This window comes from Limnothrix redekei LRLZ20PSL1, from assembly GCF_043235035.1.
In the GTDB taxonomy this organism is placed as follows: domain Bacteria; phylum Cyanobacteriota; class Cyanobacteriia; order CACIAM-69d; family CACIAM-69d; genus CACIAM-69d.
In genome coordinates this window covers 38,325-53,008 of sequence record NZ_JAZAQF010000090.1, presented here as the reverse complement: position 1 = coordinate 53,008, position 14,684 = coordinate 38,325, and the positions used below count along the sequence as shown (strand labels likewise).

13 protein-coding genes are annotated in these 14,684 nt (G+C 57.2%); 5 read left to right on the top strand and 8 right to left on the bottom strand.

The features are described 5' to 3' along the window. Positions 1 to 11 precede the first annotated feature (11 nt). The 5 genes from nadB to VPK24_RS17465 form a co-directional block, all read right to left on the bottom strand. On the bottom strand, positions 12 to 1,712 hold the full coding sequence (gene nadB / locus VPK24_RS17485; RefSeq protein ID WP_393015304.1) for an L-aspartate oxidase: 1,701 nt from the start codon (positions 1,710 to 1,712) through the stop codon (positions 12 to 14). A 382-nt stretch (positions 1,713 to 2,094) separates the two neighbouring features. Beyond that, positions 2,095 to 2,484 carry a photosystem II complex extrinsic protein PsbU gene (psbU, locus tag VPK24_RS17480; protein WP_393015302.1) on the bottom strand — a complete coding sequence of 130 codons (390 nt, stop codon included), beginning with the start codon at positions 2,482 to 2,484 and terminating at the stop codon, positions 2,095 to 2,097. A 317-nt stretch (positions 2,485 to 2,801) separates the two neighbouring features. Further along, positions 2,802 to 4,388, bottom strand: coding sequence for a B12-binding domain-containing radical SAM protein (locus VPK24_RS17475; RefSeq protein ID WP_393015301.1), 1,587 nt, complete (start codon positions 4,386 to 4,388; stop codon positions 2,802 to 2,804). 499 nt (positions 4,389 to 4,887) lie between these two features. Further along, positions 4,888 to 5,886: an FHA domain-containing protein gene (locus tag VPK24_RS17470; protein ID WP_393015299.1), complete on the bottom strand. Its 999-nt coding sequence runs from the start codon at positions 5,884 to 5,886 to the stop codon at positions 4,888 to 4,890. A 141-nt stretch (positions 5,887 to 6,027) separates the two neighbouring features. Next, positions 6,028 to 6,846, bottom strand: a complete 819-nt coding sequence (locus VPK24_RS17465; protein ID WP_393015297.1) for a DUF3120 domain-containing protein — start codon at positions 6,844 to 6,846, stop codon at positions 6,028 to 6,030. Between the two features lie 392 nt (positions 6,847 to 7,238). On the opposite strand from VPK24_RS17465, the gene VPK24_RS17460 reads away from it, so the two are divergent. Further along, the gene (locus VPK24_RS17460; protein ID WP_393015356.1) at positions 7,239 to 8,153 is read left to right on the top strand and encodes an undecaprenyl-diphosphate phosphatase; all 915 of its coding nucleotides are present in this window, start codon (positions 7,239 to 7,241) and stop codon (positions 8,151 to 8,153) included. Here the strand turns inward: VPK24_RS17460 and VPK24_RS17455 are convergent. Next, the gene (locus VPK24_RS17455; protein WP_393015295.1) at positions 8,147 to 8,986 is read right to left on the bottom strand and encodes a PHP domain-containing protein; all 840 of its coding nucleotides are present in this window, start codon (positions 8,984 to 8,986) and stop codon (positions 8,147 to 8,149) included. The two genes, VPK24_RS17460 and VPK24_RS17455, sit on opposite strands and share 7 nt — an antisense overlap. A gap of 415 nt (positions 8,987 to 9,401) precedes the next feature. Here VPK24_RS17455 and VPK24_RS17450 point away from each other — a divergent pair, with 415 nt between their 5' ends. Beyond that, the gene (locus VPK24_RS17450) at positions 9,402 to 9,890 is read left to right on the top strand and encodes an allophycocyanin (protein WP_393015293.1); all 489 of its coding nucleotides are present in this window, start codon (positions 9,402 to 9,404) and stop codon (positions 9,888 to 9,890) included. 417 nt (positions 9,891 to 10,307) lie between these two features. Beyond that, complete coding sequence (gene truB, locus VPK24_RS17445) at positions 10,308 to 11,246, top strand: tRNA pseudouridine(55) synthase TruB (RefSeq protein ID WP_393015291.1); 939 nt, start codon at positions 10,308 to 10,310, stop codon at positions 11,244 to 11,246. A 65-nt stretch (positions 11,247 to 11,311) separates the two neighbouring features. Here the strand turns inward: truB and VPK24_RS17440 are convergent, their stop codons facing one another. Then, the gene (locus VPK24_RS17440; RefSeq protein WP_393015289.1) at positions 11,312 to 12,085 is read right to left on the bottom strand and encodes an ATP-binding cassette domain-containing protein; all 774 of its coding nucleotides are present in this window, start codon (positions 12,083 to 12,085) and stop codon (positions 11,312 to 11,314) included. Positions 12,086 to 12,374: 289 nt separating this feature from the next. Here VPK24_RS17440 and VPK24_RS17435 point away from each other — a divergent pair, with 289 nt between their 5' ends. Next, a complete protein-coding gene (locus VPK24_RS17435; protein WP_099531800.1) occupies positions 12,375 to 12,617 on the top strand; it encodes a hypothetical protein in 243 nt (80 codons plus the stop codon). Between the two features lie 69 nt (positions 12,618 to 12,686). Continuing rightward, positions 12,687 to 13,229 carry a GNAT family N-acetyltransferase gene (locus tag VPK24_RS17430; protein ID WP_393015287.1) on the top strand — a complete coding sequence of 181 codons (543 nt, stop codon included), beginning with the start codon at positions 12,687 to 12,689 and terminating at the stop codon, positions 13,227 to 13,229. Here the strand turns inward: VPK24_RS17430 and VPK24_RS17425 are convergent. Next, positions 13,151 to 14,440 carry an urease accessory protein UreH domain-containing protein gene (locus VPK24_RS17425; protein WP_393015285.1) on the bottom strand — a complete coding sequence of 430 codons (1,290 nt, stop codon included), beginning with the start codon at positions 14,438 to 14,440 and terminating at the stop codon, positions 13,151 to 13,153. The genes VPK24_RS17430 and VPK24_RS17425 overlap by 79 nt on opposite strands. Positions 14,441 to 14,684: the final 244 nt, after the last annotated feature.

The following is a 14,684-nucleotide window of genomic DNA, read 5'->3' as shown; positions in this document are numbered from 1 at the left end:
CGATCGAACAATCAAGCCCAAGGGGGACTGGTGCGATCGCCCAAGCCCGATTGGGAAATCCAGCGTTTGTTCCCCTGCAACAGCGTGTGACAAGCCCAAGCTGGATCCGCATTGGGGTGATCCACTCGATAGTGGCCGCCGCGACTTTCCGTTCGGAACAGGGCACTCTCCAGCAACGAGGTGGCCACATCCAGCAAGTTGCGTGTTTCCACCCACTGATGTACCGCCGAGATTGCGCGATCGTCCAAAATTTGGCAGGTTTCGCCTGGTCGCAATTGGGTCAACAGTTGTTGAATCGGCAAGTTGCGCAGGGTGGATTGGGCCGCTTGCAACTGGGCGATCGCGTCGATCAGGGTAGATGATTTGCGACAAATGCCCGCCGCACTCCAAACCAGCTTGGGCAAATAATTTCGCCAGTGCGCCAAGTCCGGCGATGGCTCAAAGGCGATGGTCGGCAGCGACAAGCACCGCTCGATCGGCAGTATCGACCCTTTTGCCACGGTCAAGTTTCGGAACTGGGCCCCAAACACAATGCATTCCAGCAAGGAATTACTGGCCAAGCGATTGGCCCCATGCACCCCGGTGCTGGCGGTTTCGCCCACGGCGTATAGCCCCCCTAAGGAGGTGCAATTGGCTCGATCGGTCGCAATGCCCCCCATCCAATAGTGGGCTGCGGGCGAAACGGGAATCGGTTCCCGCAGCGGATCGATGCCCCAATCACGACAGGCCTTCAAGATATTGGGAAACCGGTGCAAAATTCGCGCCTCAGGAATGGGTTGTAAGTCCAACCAGACCCGATCGCCCCCATGCCGTTGCAAGTGGGAATAGACGGCCCGACTGACCGCATCACGCGGGGCCAGTTCTCCCGCCTCATGAAAATCAAAGGTAAACCGCCGCCCTTGGTCATCCACCAAGTGGGCCCCCTCGCCCCGCACCGCTTCGCTGATTAGAAAATGCGGTGCACCAGGAATATCTAAGGCCGTGGGGTGAAACTGCACAAATTCCAAATCGCGCAGCACGACCCCAGCGCGATAGGCCATGGCCACACCGTCGCCCGTGCTAACGCTGGGATTGGTGGTGTGGGCAAAAACCTGGCCGCCGCCGCCCGTGGCCAAAATCGTGGCTCCGGCTGCCAGCCACCGCAATTGCCCTTCCTGCAAGCAGGCAATTCCCTGGCAGCTTTGTCGATCGGGGGTCAGCCACAGGTCAACCGCCAGGGTTTCCGACAGCACCGTAATGTTCGATCGCTCCAACACTCGCGCCACCAAGGCACTCACCACCGCTCGCCCCGTCGCATCCGCCGCATGGAGCACCCGCCGTCGGGAGTGAGCCGCCTCCAGGGTGACGGCCAACTGTCCCTGATCGCGATCGAACGCCACCCCCAGTTCCACCAACTGCGCCACGCAGGCCGGCGCTTCCGCCACCAAAAATTCCACCGCCACCCGATCGCACAGGCCCGCCCCCGCCGCCAGCGTGTCGGCCACATGCAACGCCACCGAATCATCGGGAGCCGTCACCGCCGCCAGCCCCCCTTGGGCCCAATCACTCGCCGATCGCGACACTGTGGCCTTGGTCACCACCGCCACCGACAACTCAGCCGGTAAACAGAGGGCTGAATATAACCCCGCCGCCCCACAACCCACCACGATCACATCAAAGCGATCGACCGTTGGGCGCTCAATTTCCACAGCCGGCAAAGGGTCACTCATCATTGCGCACAGAAAGCTAAAAATCGTGGGGTTGCCAAGCAAAAGCGCCACAGCCAGCGATCACCGCCGCCAAACCGCAACAGACGCTGCATTTCTCGGATCACGGCCCGAGACCTAACGAGATTCAACCAGATTTAAGCAAAAGGCGATCGCGCCGGGAGCTAAACTGCCGCTGCGCAATCGCCTTTAATAATCTAGTTCACGGATTCCGGATACGGGAATTCCGAGTGTGGGGCCCCAGACCCGATGGAGCAATCAAACCGGCAAAGCCGATCATCGGGCGGGGTGAATCACTATCATCGGCTCCAGTGGCAATATTACGATTACCGGAACCCTGGATTAGCCCTTTGATTAGCCATTGAAGCCAATCAAGGGCAATCTAACGTTATTTGTAAACGCCATCGTTAATGCGGTGATCCCCTTCATTGAAGATCGGATCTTGTTCCGTCACCGTGAAGGTGCCCGCATCCAAGTAATCCTGTAAAAGGCTCTGTTGCCGATCGCTCAAGCCGCCAATCTTCAGCACCTCTTCCGGCGCACTGTAGGGCGCATTCGCAATAATCTTTTGCGCCAACGTCGGGTACAAACCCCGGTAAGCCTTGAAGTTGCTGATATTGGTATTGTTCAAATCAATTTTTTTGCCAAATTCCGTCGCCAACTTGGCATCGGCATTGTTTAAAGATGCTTCAGCCCATGCAGCCTGAGGATAGCCCGCGCCAATCCACGTGAGCGCGACCAGGGCGATCGCAAATACCAGGCGAACAAACCGTTTCATGAGAACCGGTACCTCCTTACAAGACACAGCAAATCATGGCGGAACCACCAACGCGATCGCGCTTGACTCTCAGTTACCCATGGGCAACGAGACCGAGCAACGGCCTTCGCTGGTGAAAAAGTCGAATAATATCACCAGTATCTCAAGTTTCGAGCCACCTGCGACCGGGCTGATGGAAGCCCCACCAACCTTTTTCGCTATTGCTCGCAAACAGACAAACGGGCGAGAGCCAGTCGAGAGCTAATTGTTGCATAGATTTTGGGCGTGCGATCGCCCATTCTTGGCTGCCACCCTTAGGCCCAACAGGCTCTCGATCCCTAAACCATCGCTTCCGCCCGTTGACCATTCTTCAGGCGCAATTCCTCCGCCAAAAACTGCTGCACTTGCTCTTCAATTTCCGATCGCACAATTTCGCGATATTCCAAGAAATGTTCAATTTGGGCGCAGACTGATAAATAGCTGCTGATGCCACCGGGGTTATGCCGCCACATGTTCCACAGGTTGCGCCAGAACTGCCAGCGCGTTTTGCGCAGCAGCCCCTGCCGCCAACAAATGGTCAGCAGCGCCCGAACCGTCACCCAGTTAATAGGTTTGCGCGATCCCTTGCCCTTTTTGGGATAGGTCGCTTGCCCCAGCAAGCGGAAGTGGCGATAAACCCGATCTAAAAACCGTTCCGGATCGTAGAGTTCATAGAAAGCTGCCACATATTCCCGCGCAATGTCTTCGAGGGGGCGCGTGGGTACAAAGTTCATCAATGTGGTTTGGTTGATGTTGGCCGACTTGCTGCGCAGCCGCCCCTCCCGCTCCAATCGATGCCAAAGCGCCGTATCCGGCAAGGCTTGCAGCATACTGAACAGGGCGGTGGGAATTGCTGTTTTTTCCACAAATTGCACAATTCTTGCGCCCGCACCGGCTTTTTCGCCATCAAAACCGATGATAAAACCGGCCATCACCCGCAGACCCGATCGGGCAATGGCTATCACCGCCTCACTCAAGGAATCTCGGGTATTTTGATGCTTTTGGGTCAGGGTCAGGCTCTCCTCATCGGGCGTTTCAATGCCCAAGAATACGGCCCCAAAATTGCACTGCACCATCATATCCATCAGTTCTTGATCCTGAGCCAAGTCCACCGAAGCTTCCGTGGCAAAGGAGAAGGGATATTGATGCTCCACCATCCAAGGTAACAACTCTTTTAGGAATAGTTTCACATTGCGTTTGTTGCCAATGAAGTTGTCATCCACCATGAAGATGCTGCGCCGCCATCCCAACTCATACAGGTAGTCCAATTCCCGCAGAAGTTGTTGAGGCGTTTTGGTGCGGGGCTTGCGACCATAGAGCACAATAATGTCGCAGAATTCGCACTGGAACGGGCAGCCTCGCGAAAATTGCACCGACATTTCCGCATAAGCATCAAATTCCAACAGGTCGAAGCGCGGAATGGGCGTTTCGGTTACGTCGGGCTTCACCCCGTTGGAGCGGAAAGTGCCTGCTAGCTCGCCTCGTTCGATCGCCTCCACAAACAGGGGCAGGGTGATTTCCCCTTCGTCCAAAATCAGATAATCGGCCCCCACGTCGCTCACTTCCTGCGGCAGGGCCGTGGCATAGGGGCCACCCACGGCAACTCGTTTGCCCCGTTGTTTTGCGGCTCTGATTCGATCGAGCAAATCATCTTTTTGCACAATCATCGCCGACAAAATCACCAAATCAGCCCAATCCCACTCCGCTTCGGTGATGTCACGGACATTACAATCCACCAACTTAAAATTCCAACTTTGGGGCAAAAGCGCCGCCACCGTCACCAATCCCAAGGGTGGGAGCATTGCCTTGCGATCGAGCAAGGCTAGGGTTTTCTCAAAAGACCAAAAGCTTTTCGGAAAAAGAGGATATAGCAGCAGGACGTTCATCAAAAACTCCAGGAATGATCATTCCCTATGGTTGTTTTTTGGATCGCTGTTTGAAAGAAATCAGTGACTCAAGCCAGTAACAATTGCCAATAGTCGATTCTTTGTCCCATTGCTTGGATGCAAAATCCAACAAAATTTCATTCCACTATAGCAACAGAAGCCTAAAATTATGGTTAGGGTCGTGCTGAGCAATCCCGTTTACGCCCATAGGATTGCACCGACATTCCATCCCCAGGAGTTGACGGAGATTTTCAACCTTTTAAGCTGCTGACAACTGAACAAGTCTCGCCATTGAGCTATCTTAAGCCAAGATTCCAATTCAACCGGATTCAACCTTCAAAAACGGGTGAAATCAAAGTTTTGAATTTTGATCAAGAACGATCGGCCCCAGGATTTTCCACGAGGCCCTTGTCTTCATCTCAATTCGCCAGTTGGACCAAACTTGGGTTAAGGAAGACACTGGGTTGAATTTTAATTTGGATTTTAATCAAGTTAAATTTTAAAAATCCAGTTCCAGGGATCGATGGTGGGCGGTTAAAAACCGATCGAGATTGTCGTAGGTAGCGGCGTAGGTGACGCTTTCGGTGTCATAGCCCTTGAGGTTTACGCGATATTCCTGGAAAACCTCGCAGGCAGAACTATTCAAGGCACAGAGGTACTGATAGGTGGTTTTCCCGATCGCCACGTCCAGTTGCAATTCCTTGGTGCAAGACTCTAGCCGAAAGGCGGCGTTCACCGTGTCGCCCAGGGCGGTGTAATCAGGGCGATCGTTGCTGCCGGTGTTGCCAACCATGGCATAGCCCGTGTTGGCCCCGGTGCCAATTCGCAACGGGAAAGGCAGGGGATAGTGCAAATGCAAGTCTCGGGTCATTTTTTGCAGCGCATTGACCGCCTCAAAAATTTGCAGCACTTCCCGGGGACTCACTTCCTGTTCCCCGTGAATCCACACGGCCATCACAGCATCGCCGATATATTTATCCACCCAACTGCCGGATTCACGGATGATGTTGCCCGCTTGGCGAAACCAAGTCCCGATCGCCTCCGAGAGGACTTTTTCGTCCGTTTGTCGGGTCAGCCCCGTGAAATTTCGAATATCAGCTACCAAAATCGTGATCAGCCGTCGCACATGGAGCGTTGCAGTCACAGAAAATTCAAAGCTATCGCTGGTGCTGTAGTCCCGATCGTGGGCGGGCGCATAAAAATCCAGTTCCGTTTGGCCAAAGGTCAGGCGATCGCCGCTTTGCAGGGTGACGGGAATACTCACCCGGCGACCATTCACGAAGGAGCCATTGCGACTTCCCAGATCAATCAAATAGAACGCGCCATCCTCCATGCACTGGAGCATGGCGTGGTTGCGCGAGATCCAAGGATCGCCCAGCACAAAATCATTGTCTGGGCTACGACCGATCGTCCAGCAAGCGCTACCGACAAGGGGTAAGTACCGGCTGCCGGATTCGGTTCTCAGAATTAAATGCGGACAGGGCTGGAGCGTAACCACGCGCGCACAGGTGAAAGTCCCGGAGGACTAGGTGTTGTTTTAGTCCGGCACAATATACACCGCCATTGACAGCTCCTCCGTACGGCCTGTGCAAATTTTGGGCCACGCCACGGTTGGGGCCAATGGGGCCGATTAGGCAAATTAGGCAAACAGGGCACTCAGCCAGAATAGGCCATCGACAAAGAGAGTGCCCAACAGGGCCGCACTGAACACCATCCAGCCAGCATCCTGGGATCGCTTGGCCCACCAACCCGCGCCCAGACCAGCAAACAGCAACGTACCCGCCAACAACACGGCCCAGCCCAGGCCAAAGGGGGTATGCATTTTGGCCAAGGCTCCGTGCAGGATCGGCGCAACGGTGTGAAGATCGGCACTTTCGGCGGCGATCGCCTCGCGCCAGGCGGGCATCAAATCCACGCAATAGAAGTAGCTATCGGTGATGGCGGTTCCCAACAAGGAGCCGAGATAGAACAGACTGCCAATGCGTCCCCAGCTCGATCGCACGGAGATTAGCGCCAGGGGCAGGGCGATCGCCTCCATGGGCAGGTGGACTGTGGGTTCCCAACGCAACCAGCCCCAATAGAGCGAACCCGCCAGCCAACTCCAGCTAAACCCCACCAACAGGTCGCCCCAAACCCGCCACTTGGGTGACTCCAGCCACCGGGCCCCCAACAAGCTCCAAACCAGGGTGAGGGCAGTGGAAAGGATAGGGAACGATCGCACCAAGGGGGCTTCTACAAACACGGGGCCCGACACCAAGAACAACCCCGCCACAAACATCCAACCCAGGGCAACGGGCGATTGGCTCTCAGTCGGCGGGGCAGGGGGACTTAGGGTTGTCTCATCAGGGCAATCACTAGCCAAGGCATCCGCCGCCAGATTCGCGGACATTAAACGACCGGGGCCAGCCGATCGACGAAACGGCGTAATGGCGCTGGCAGAGGAGGGATAGGCAACCAAAATGAGAAAACCTGCGACTTTGGTTAGGTTTATTAATTTTTATCTTTAGTTTTCTTAACATACCATAGCCCCCACGGTGCATCACCGATAGCGGTTGGTTTTCGGGATGCGGCAAAATCAGCCACAATATCAGCCGCGATTGGGATGATGGCGGAGGAACGCCGTTGGGTAGCATGGCAAGGAAGGCGGATTGCGAATCAAGGACATCGTATTCAGTCCTTAGAATCAGTCCTTAGAAATTCAGAAGAAATTCAGAACAGTGGTTGAAGGTGCTGAGCATTTTCAGGCATGGTTGGGGCCAATCAGGTTTAACGATGGGTAATTCACAGCAAGGGCGATCAAGCAGCAAAGGGCAGAGTCAAATCAAGCGGGTTTACCGCTGGTGGGCCGGGATGGGGCTGGGGGTTTGGCTGGTGGGCTTGGGGGCTGCGGCCCAAGCGGCTGACCCAACGGTTTCGGTGAGTGATGGCGTGAGCTGGCTGGAGGCGATCGGCCTGGGGCTGGTGCAGGGGCTGACGGAGTTTTTACCGATCAGCAGCACGGCCCACTTGAAGGTTGTGCCCGTGGTGCTCGGTTGGGGCGATCCGGGCGTGGCCTACACGGCGGTGATCCAACTGGGGAGCATCGCGGCGGTGCTGACTTATTTTTGGGCAGATTTAACGGCCCTGGCGATCGGGTCAGCCCAAGCCATTTCCCGCAAGGATTGGGGCGATCGGCAGTTTCGGATTGCCCTTGGCATTGGTCTGGGGACGTTGCCCATTGTGGCTGGCGGCTTGGCAATTAAGCAATTCATCCCCGATTTTGACAATTCCCCGCTACGGAGCTTGGGGGCGATCGCGATCGCCTCGATCGTCATGGCCCTGCTGCTGGGTTTGGCGGAAGTGACCGGCAGCCGCCACCGCCACTACAACGCCCTGGGTCTAAACGATGGATTAATTTTAGGGGCAGCCCAAGCCCTGGCCCTGATTCCCGGGGTCTCGCGATCGGGATCAACCCTGACGGCGGGCCTGTTGTCCGGCATCGATCGGGCAGCGGCGGCGCGTTTCTCCTTTCTGCTGGGCATTCCCGCCATTACCCTGGCGGGATTGGTGGAACTGGTGGGTGTTTTGAAAGAAGGGTTGCCGGCCGGCGCGGGGTTGTCACTGACGGTGGGTGTTGTGGTGTCGGCGGTGTCGTCCTATGCGGCGATCGCTTGGTTACTGAAGTTTTTGCAGACCCAAAACACTTGGGTTTTTGTGATCTATCGATTGATCTTTGGGGTGGCGATTTTGGGATCGATCGGGTTTGGGTGGCTGCCCAATCAATAATCGGTTTCCATTTCCAAGGTAGCCTTGACCTGCTTTAGGCGATCGAGCAAGGCCAGGGGCAATTGAAATTGATTTAAGCTGTCGCGGCGTTCAGCCTTGGTACTCGGGGCGGGGCCGTGGTAGTCACTGCCGCCCGTGGCCAACAATCCATAGCGATCGCACAGTTCCAAAAGGCGCTTCTGTTCCGTCAGGCTGTGGTTGGGATGATAAACCTCCAAGCCCAACAGCCCCGCCGCCACCAGTTCCGGCAAGGTGTCTTCCACATTGCCCCCACGAAACAGGTAAGGATGGGCCCAAACGGGCACGGCCCCAGCCGATCGGAGCAGGTTCATGCCCTCCACGATCGAAAATTTGTCGTATTGCACATGGGCCGGGCGATCATCCCCCAAAAATCGGGTAAATGCTTCCTGGGCCGACGTGACATGGCCCGCCGCCACCAGCGCTTGGGCGATGTGCGGTCGGCCAGGAGCCATATTGCCTGGTAATTCTGGCAGCTCGATCGGGTAGCCCAACTCCGCCAGCTTTTCCGCCATTCGTTGGGCCCGCTGGCGACGGCCGGCCAAGCGCACCGCCAGCGGTTCATGAATCCGATCACGATCGGGATAAAACCCCAAGATATGGAGCGATCGCCCGTTGTGAACCACGCTCAGTTCCAACCCCGGCACAATTTCGAGCCGATCGCCCGCCGCCTCGATCGCTTCATCCCAACCAGCGCAGGTGTCGTGATCTGTAATGGCCAGGGCCCGCACCCCCGCCTCGATCGCCGCCGCCACTAACTCCGTCGGAGTTAGCGTGCCATCGGAAAATGTCGTATGACAATGCAATTCCAGCAAAATTTCCTCCCGTCTCTGCTGTCCATTCTTATTTGGTCTGGCCTGAATCTTTCCGATCCTGGCCACTCCTGGCCCAGTCCCTGGCGGTCGTCGCCAAACCTGAAACAGGCTTCAGGGTATCTGTTACAAATCTTCACCAAAGTTGCCACCGATTGACACCCCCGACCAAGGCTTTTTGTGGAGGATCTGGGATCAGCAACAGCCCTTTGAATCGATCGCCGCTAAGTAAACCCAAGCCAACGATTTCCCGATCGGCGAAAACCGACTGGGCCATGGGTTGACCCCATTTTTGCTAAGGAGTCTCGGCTCATTCCAGCCCCGGGCAATCGCCCCAATCAGGGGTCAATTAGCCCGAAGGTTTTGCCGCGAAAAAACTTTGGTAGAGTGGAAACGATATTCCGATACTCTCGATATTATGAGCGTAGTTAGCCAAGTCATTCTGAAAGCCGACGACGAGCTTCGCTACCCTAGCAGTGGCGAGCTTAAGAGCATCTCGGAATTTTTAAAAACCGGCGAGCAGCGTATTCGGATTGCCCAAACGCTGGCCGACAGTGAGAAAAAGATTGTGCAAGAAGCCAGCCGCAAGCTGTGGCAACGTCGTCCGGACTTTATTGCTCCCGGCGGCAATGCCTATGGTCAACGGGAGCGGAACCAGTGCCTTCGGGACTATGGCTGGTATCTGCGACTGGTAACCTACGGCGTGTTGGCGGGCGACAAGGAACCGATCGAAACCATTGGTCTGGTGGGCGCACGCGAAATGTACAACTCCTTGGGTGTCCCGCTGCCGGGGATGGTGGAAGCCTTGCGTTGCCTCAAGGAAGCCTCCTTGGGCCTTCTGAGCACCGAAGATGCTGCCGCCACCGAGCCTTACTTCGACTACATCATTCAGGGAATGGCCGCCTAGGGCCGTTCCTTCAGAGACCAGAAACCCATGAAATTTGGTTTGCGTTCAAGGTCGTTCTCGGGCGATCGCGGTGGGCGCAGGCTGCAATCACAGGGGGTGGAGATGTGGGCTGCATCTCTACCCCTTTGCGTGTCTGAGGCTGGCTGGAACTGCCGCCCTTGGCCCACATCTGGCAAGACAGAACGCTAGCAGCAATCCAGCATTAGCAAGAATTAGAACCAAAAAACCAGAAATTGGAAATCAGGTGTTTGCCCCCTGTAGTGGCGTGACAGGCTGATTTCGATGGGCTAAATCAAAAACTGTTACCGCCACCCAATCGTTAGGCAGCAAGGGGCTTAAGCCCCTTGTTAAGACGATTAGCTCCGCGATTTTGACCCCGCGAATTAAAGCAGGCGCTCTAGTAGGTGCAATTAGGCGATGGTTTGTGGATTTTTGAACTTGTGCAAACCGGCGGGCTTCACATCCCACGATTGCGTAGCCAAAGTACGGCGACTGACGCGGTGCAAACGGACGGGCCATGGGGGCACGTTGGATCCGGCCGCGATCGGGGTGTTGCCGATCGCCCTGGGGCCCGCCACCCGCCTGTTGCAATTTTTGCCGGGGGCCAAATCCTACGCAGCCACGGTGCGCCTTGGCATCACCACCACCACCGACGACCTGGAAGGGAAAGTGCTGACGGCGCGATCGCCCGAGGCCTTAACCAGCCTTACCTTAGAAGCCATTTCCAGCCAAATATCGCAATTCATTGGCCCAATTCGACAAATTCCACCCCAATACAGCGCCATTCAGGTGGATGGGCAGCGGCTCTACGATTTAGCGCGGCAAGGCAAGACCGTGGAAGTGCCGGAGCGACAAGTGCAGGTCGATCGAATCACGATCGAGGCTTGGCGACCGGGAACCGAACCGGAGTTGGACTTAACCATCGACTGTGGCCCCGGAACCTATATCCGCTCGATCGCCCGAGATCTGGGCACGGCCTTGGGCGTGGGGGGCACGTTGGCTCATTTGAAACGAACGGCCAGCGGTGGCTTCACTTTGGAAAACAGCCTGACGCTGGAGCAATTGGAAGCGGCGATCGGGCAAGGGTGGCAACCGATCGACCCAGCCTTGGGCTTGACCCATCTGCCCACGGTGACCTTGGCGGAAGAGGCCGTGAAGCGCTGGTTTTTTGGCCAAGCGATCGCCCTCGCGGAATGTCCCCCAACACCGCAATGCGGCGAATCCCTCAAGCAGGAGCAAACCGACCCGATCGCCCGTGTTTTGGATCAGTCCGGTCGGTTGTTGGGAGTTGGGGCCCTAACAACGGGAGAGGCGGGGCCGCTATTGGCTCCGCGTGTCGTCTTGCCAGCCGATTGAAATGCCACGGGCCCGATGGCGACACAGGCCATGCAGGGCCACTTGCAGAGCATAGCCAAACCACTTCAAAACCAATCAGCTTCGGGATCGGGAAGGCCGGAATCAAGGCCGGCCTGATTAACCGAGGGGAATTGTTTTTCCAGAGCAGCCCAGTCCATTTCGGAAGCCGGCCGATCGGTCGTCAGTTGCCCTTGCGTTAGCACCCAACAGCGGGTGGCGATCGGGGCAGCTCTCAGGCCGGCGATCGTGGTGGCAGTGCAAACAACTGCGGTGGTTTGGGAGCTGAATGCTTGATTTTGCAGCAAGTTTTGCAGGCGATCGCTCTGTTCCGTGGTCAAGCCCTCAAACCCATCGCCCAACAGCAACACCAACGGTTGCAGCAAACTAGCCCGAGCGATCGCCACCCAATGTTGCTCGGCAGCGGTCAGTTGAAAGGCTTGGCGGGTTAACCAACTGGTGGGAATCCCAAAGCGATCGCAGGTTTCCTGAATAGCCGGCTCGATCGCCCGGGAGTCTTGGCCCAGCAACGCCAGAGGATAGGCGAGGGTTGCCGCCACCGTCGGAGCCAGCAAGGTCGATCGAGGAGCCACCCAAGCCACCCGCCGCCGCAGGGCAACGGGATCCAGCGTTTGCACCCGCTGTCCCTGAACCAGCACATCGCCAGCCGTTGGCTCCGACAGCCGCACCCACCAGCGCAAAATCTCCGGGGCCTGTGCCCCCACAATCAACAGTCGCTCTCCGGGTTCGATCGCCCCCGTAATGGGCCCCAAGGGCGATCGACCGCCTTGGGTTGCGCCTTGGCAAGCTAACAGGGGCGATCGAGGGGTGGCTGCATCCATAGCAATTGGGTTGGATCGTTGGTTTTGGATCGTCGGTTTCAGATCGTCGGTTTCAGATCGTCGGTTTCAGATCGTCTATGCCGTTGCAACGGCATTCAGCCCAGGTCTAGCCCATGGCCCATGGATGAGGTCGCTGGTAGAAATATCTGCGGGAAATGCTCACGGGAAATGCCGCCGAAAAATTTTCGCGAGAAATTCTGAGAAACCCAATGCGGGATTGGGCGGGTTTTCTGTCAAAATAAGTGCCAAGAAATATTACAGAACGTTATCAAAATTAGAGAGGTCGGTGATGGCGTTTTTCCGGCAGTATGTGGCTCCATTCCTGGTGGTGTTGATCTTCGCGGTGGCATTGATCGCCGTGAGTGCGCGGATCTTCTTGCCCAATGATTTGGCCGCGCCCGCACCGATCGGGGCGATCGACTTCCCTTCCCCCATTGCTCAACAAACTACGCCCTCTGCACCGTTGCCGCCTTCCCTGTCTGCTTTGGTGCAAGGGTCTGCGCCCGATTTGGATCTTTCTGCCAGTTTGTAGCCTGCAGGTTAGAGTCTGCGGGCTAATGCCGCCATGAATCAGCCATCCGACCCAGGGCCGGAGCCTGGGATGGGGCAACAATCCAATCAGTTACCCACAGGCTATCGATTACGGCGGGGAAGCCGGGCCGATCGCCCCCAATTGTTGGCGGGCTTGGCGGCCACCTACCGGGAGCTAATGCCCCTGAGTCCAGACCCAGAGTCGATCGCCCTGTTGGTCGATCGACTCTGGACGGCCGATGGGCAACTGTGGTGGGTGGAAGCGGCCACGGCTCAAGCCAGCGACGGTCAATCTAGCGGTCAATTTTGGGTTGCGGGTCTGTGGTTGGGCTGGGCGATCGACCCGGAAACTGGCCAACGACGGGCCCAACTGCTTTGGCTCTATGTGCAACCGACGGAACGGCGGCGTGGTTTGGCTCGATCCCTGCTGCATCAAGCGGAACAGCAGGCCAAACAGGCCGGTTGCGATCGCCTGGGGCTGCAAGTGGGAGCCAGTAACCAAGCGGCGATCGCCCTTTATCAATCTTTGGGCTATCAGACCCGATCGCTGGAGCTAGTGAAATCCTGGGATGGGGCGGCGGTCAGGGACGCAGACGCACCGGCCACGCCGTGATAGAGCGCACCCAGGCCCCACAGTTGCCAAAACCAACGCACCCGCATCAACAAAACCAGAGCTAGCCCACAGCCAACCCCCATCGCCCGCCGCCAAACCGATCCCCCATCCCCGATCATGGTTGGCCCACCCGCCAGGGTCATGTGCATCCCGATCGCTACCAGGGCCGGAATGGCCGCCAGGTGTAAGGTGCGCCAGTGGGAGCCTAACCAGCGCATAGCTCGATCGAAACTGGTGAGGGCCAACAACGTTAGCAGCCCGATCGCCCCCACACCGGCCCAAATCCCCACCTGCTGGCGAGGGTGCAAAAAGCCCACCGCCTCCCAATCCCAATCCAGGGAGTGATCGAGCATGTGGCCCGTATGGGCCAGGGCCAACAACCAAGCGCCCACCCCGACCGCCCGACGATAGCGCAGGGGGGCCGCCCACAACCGACTGATGGGCCGGGCGATCAGGGATAAACTCAGCAGCACCAAGGAACCATAGCCCGTCAGATCTTGCATGGCGCTGGTGCGACCCAGGGTTAACAGCCCGATCGCGATCGTCACCCAACCGGCCATCCGAAAGAGTTGGCTGCGTCGATCTTGGCCAATGGAGCCAGCCCAAGCGCCCGTTAAAACCATGGTGGGCAAGGTTCCCAGCCCAAAAACCAACATGGTCAGGCTGCCCCCGATCGCGCTGCCCGTTTCCGCTGCCTTAATCTGGGCCGCATACAAAAATCCACAGGGAATTAGCCCCCAAACCAGCCCCACGGCCAACGGCATCCACCAACAGGTTTGGCCAGCAATGGTGAGCATGGTTTTTTCGAGGCGATCGCGCTGGGGCCCCCGGGCCAGGGGATGCCAGAGAGGCAAGCGGGGCAACCATTGGGGTCGCACTTGGGCAAGGCCAAACCAAATCAACATCAACCCCGTCAGGACGCTCAGGCTTTGGCGCAGGGGGCTATCAATCCCCGTCAGTTGTCCGCCCGCCACCAGCAGAGATCCCAAACTCCCGATCGCCCCGCCCGCCACGGCATAGCTGAAAATTCGCCCCAAATTCAGCAACAGATGGAAGCGGCCCAACTGCCACCAGGTTTTGGCTCCTGCTTGCGGCAGGGTTCGAGGGTCTCCCGACAGGGCAAAGGCCACCGCCAAAGGCCCACACATGCCTGCACAGTGACCAAAACTCCCCAAAAAACCCAGCGCCCAAATCAAGCCCCAGTCAAGCATCTCCCCAGATCCCGTTTTCCTATAGTTTCCCAATGGCCTCCGGTCGATCGCTCCTGGCAACCGAAAACCTGAGGTAGTTCTAGTTCTCCGCAATGGCGCTGTTTTGGTTGAGTCCTGAACTCGATCGCCATCATGCTGATTAGCTCAACCGGCTTGGCACTCAACTCGATCGATGCAAACGGTTGGTTAACCCAATCAAGGTTCCAGCAAGGGGACAAAATTCAGCGCAACGATTACGGTAAAC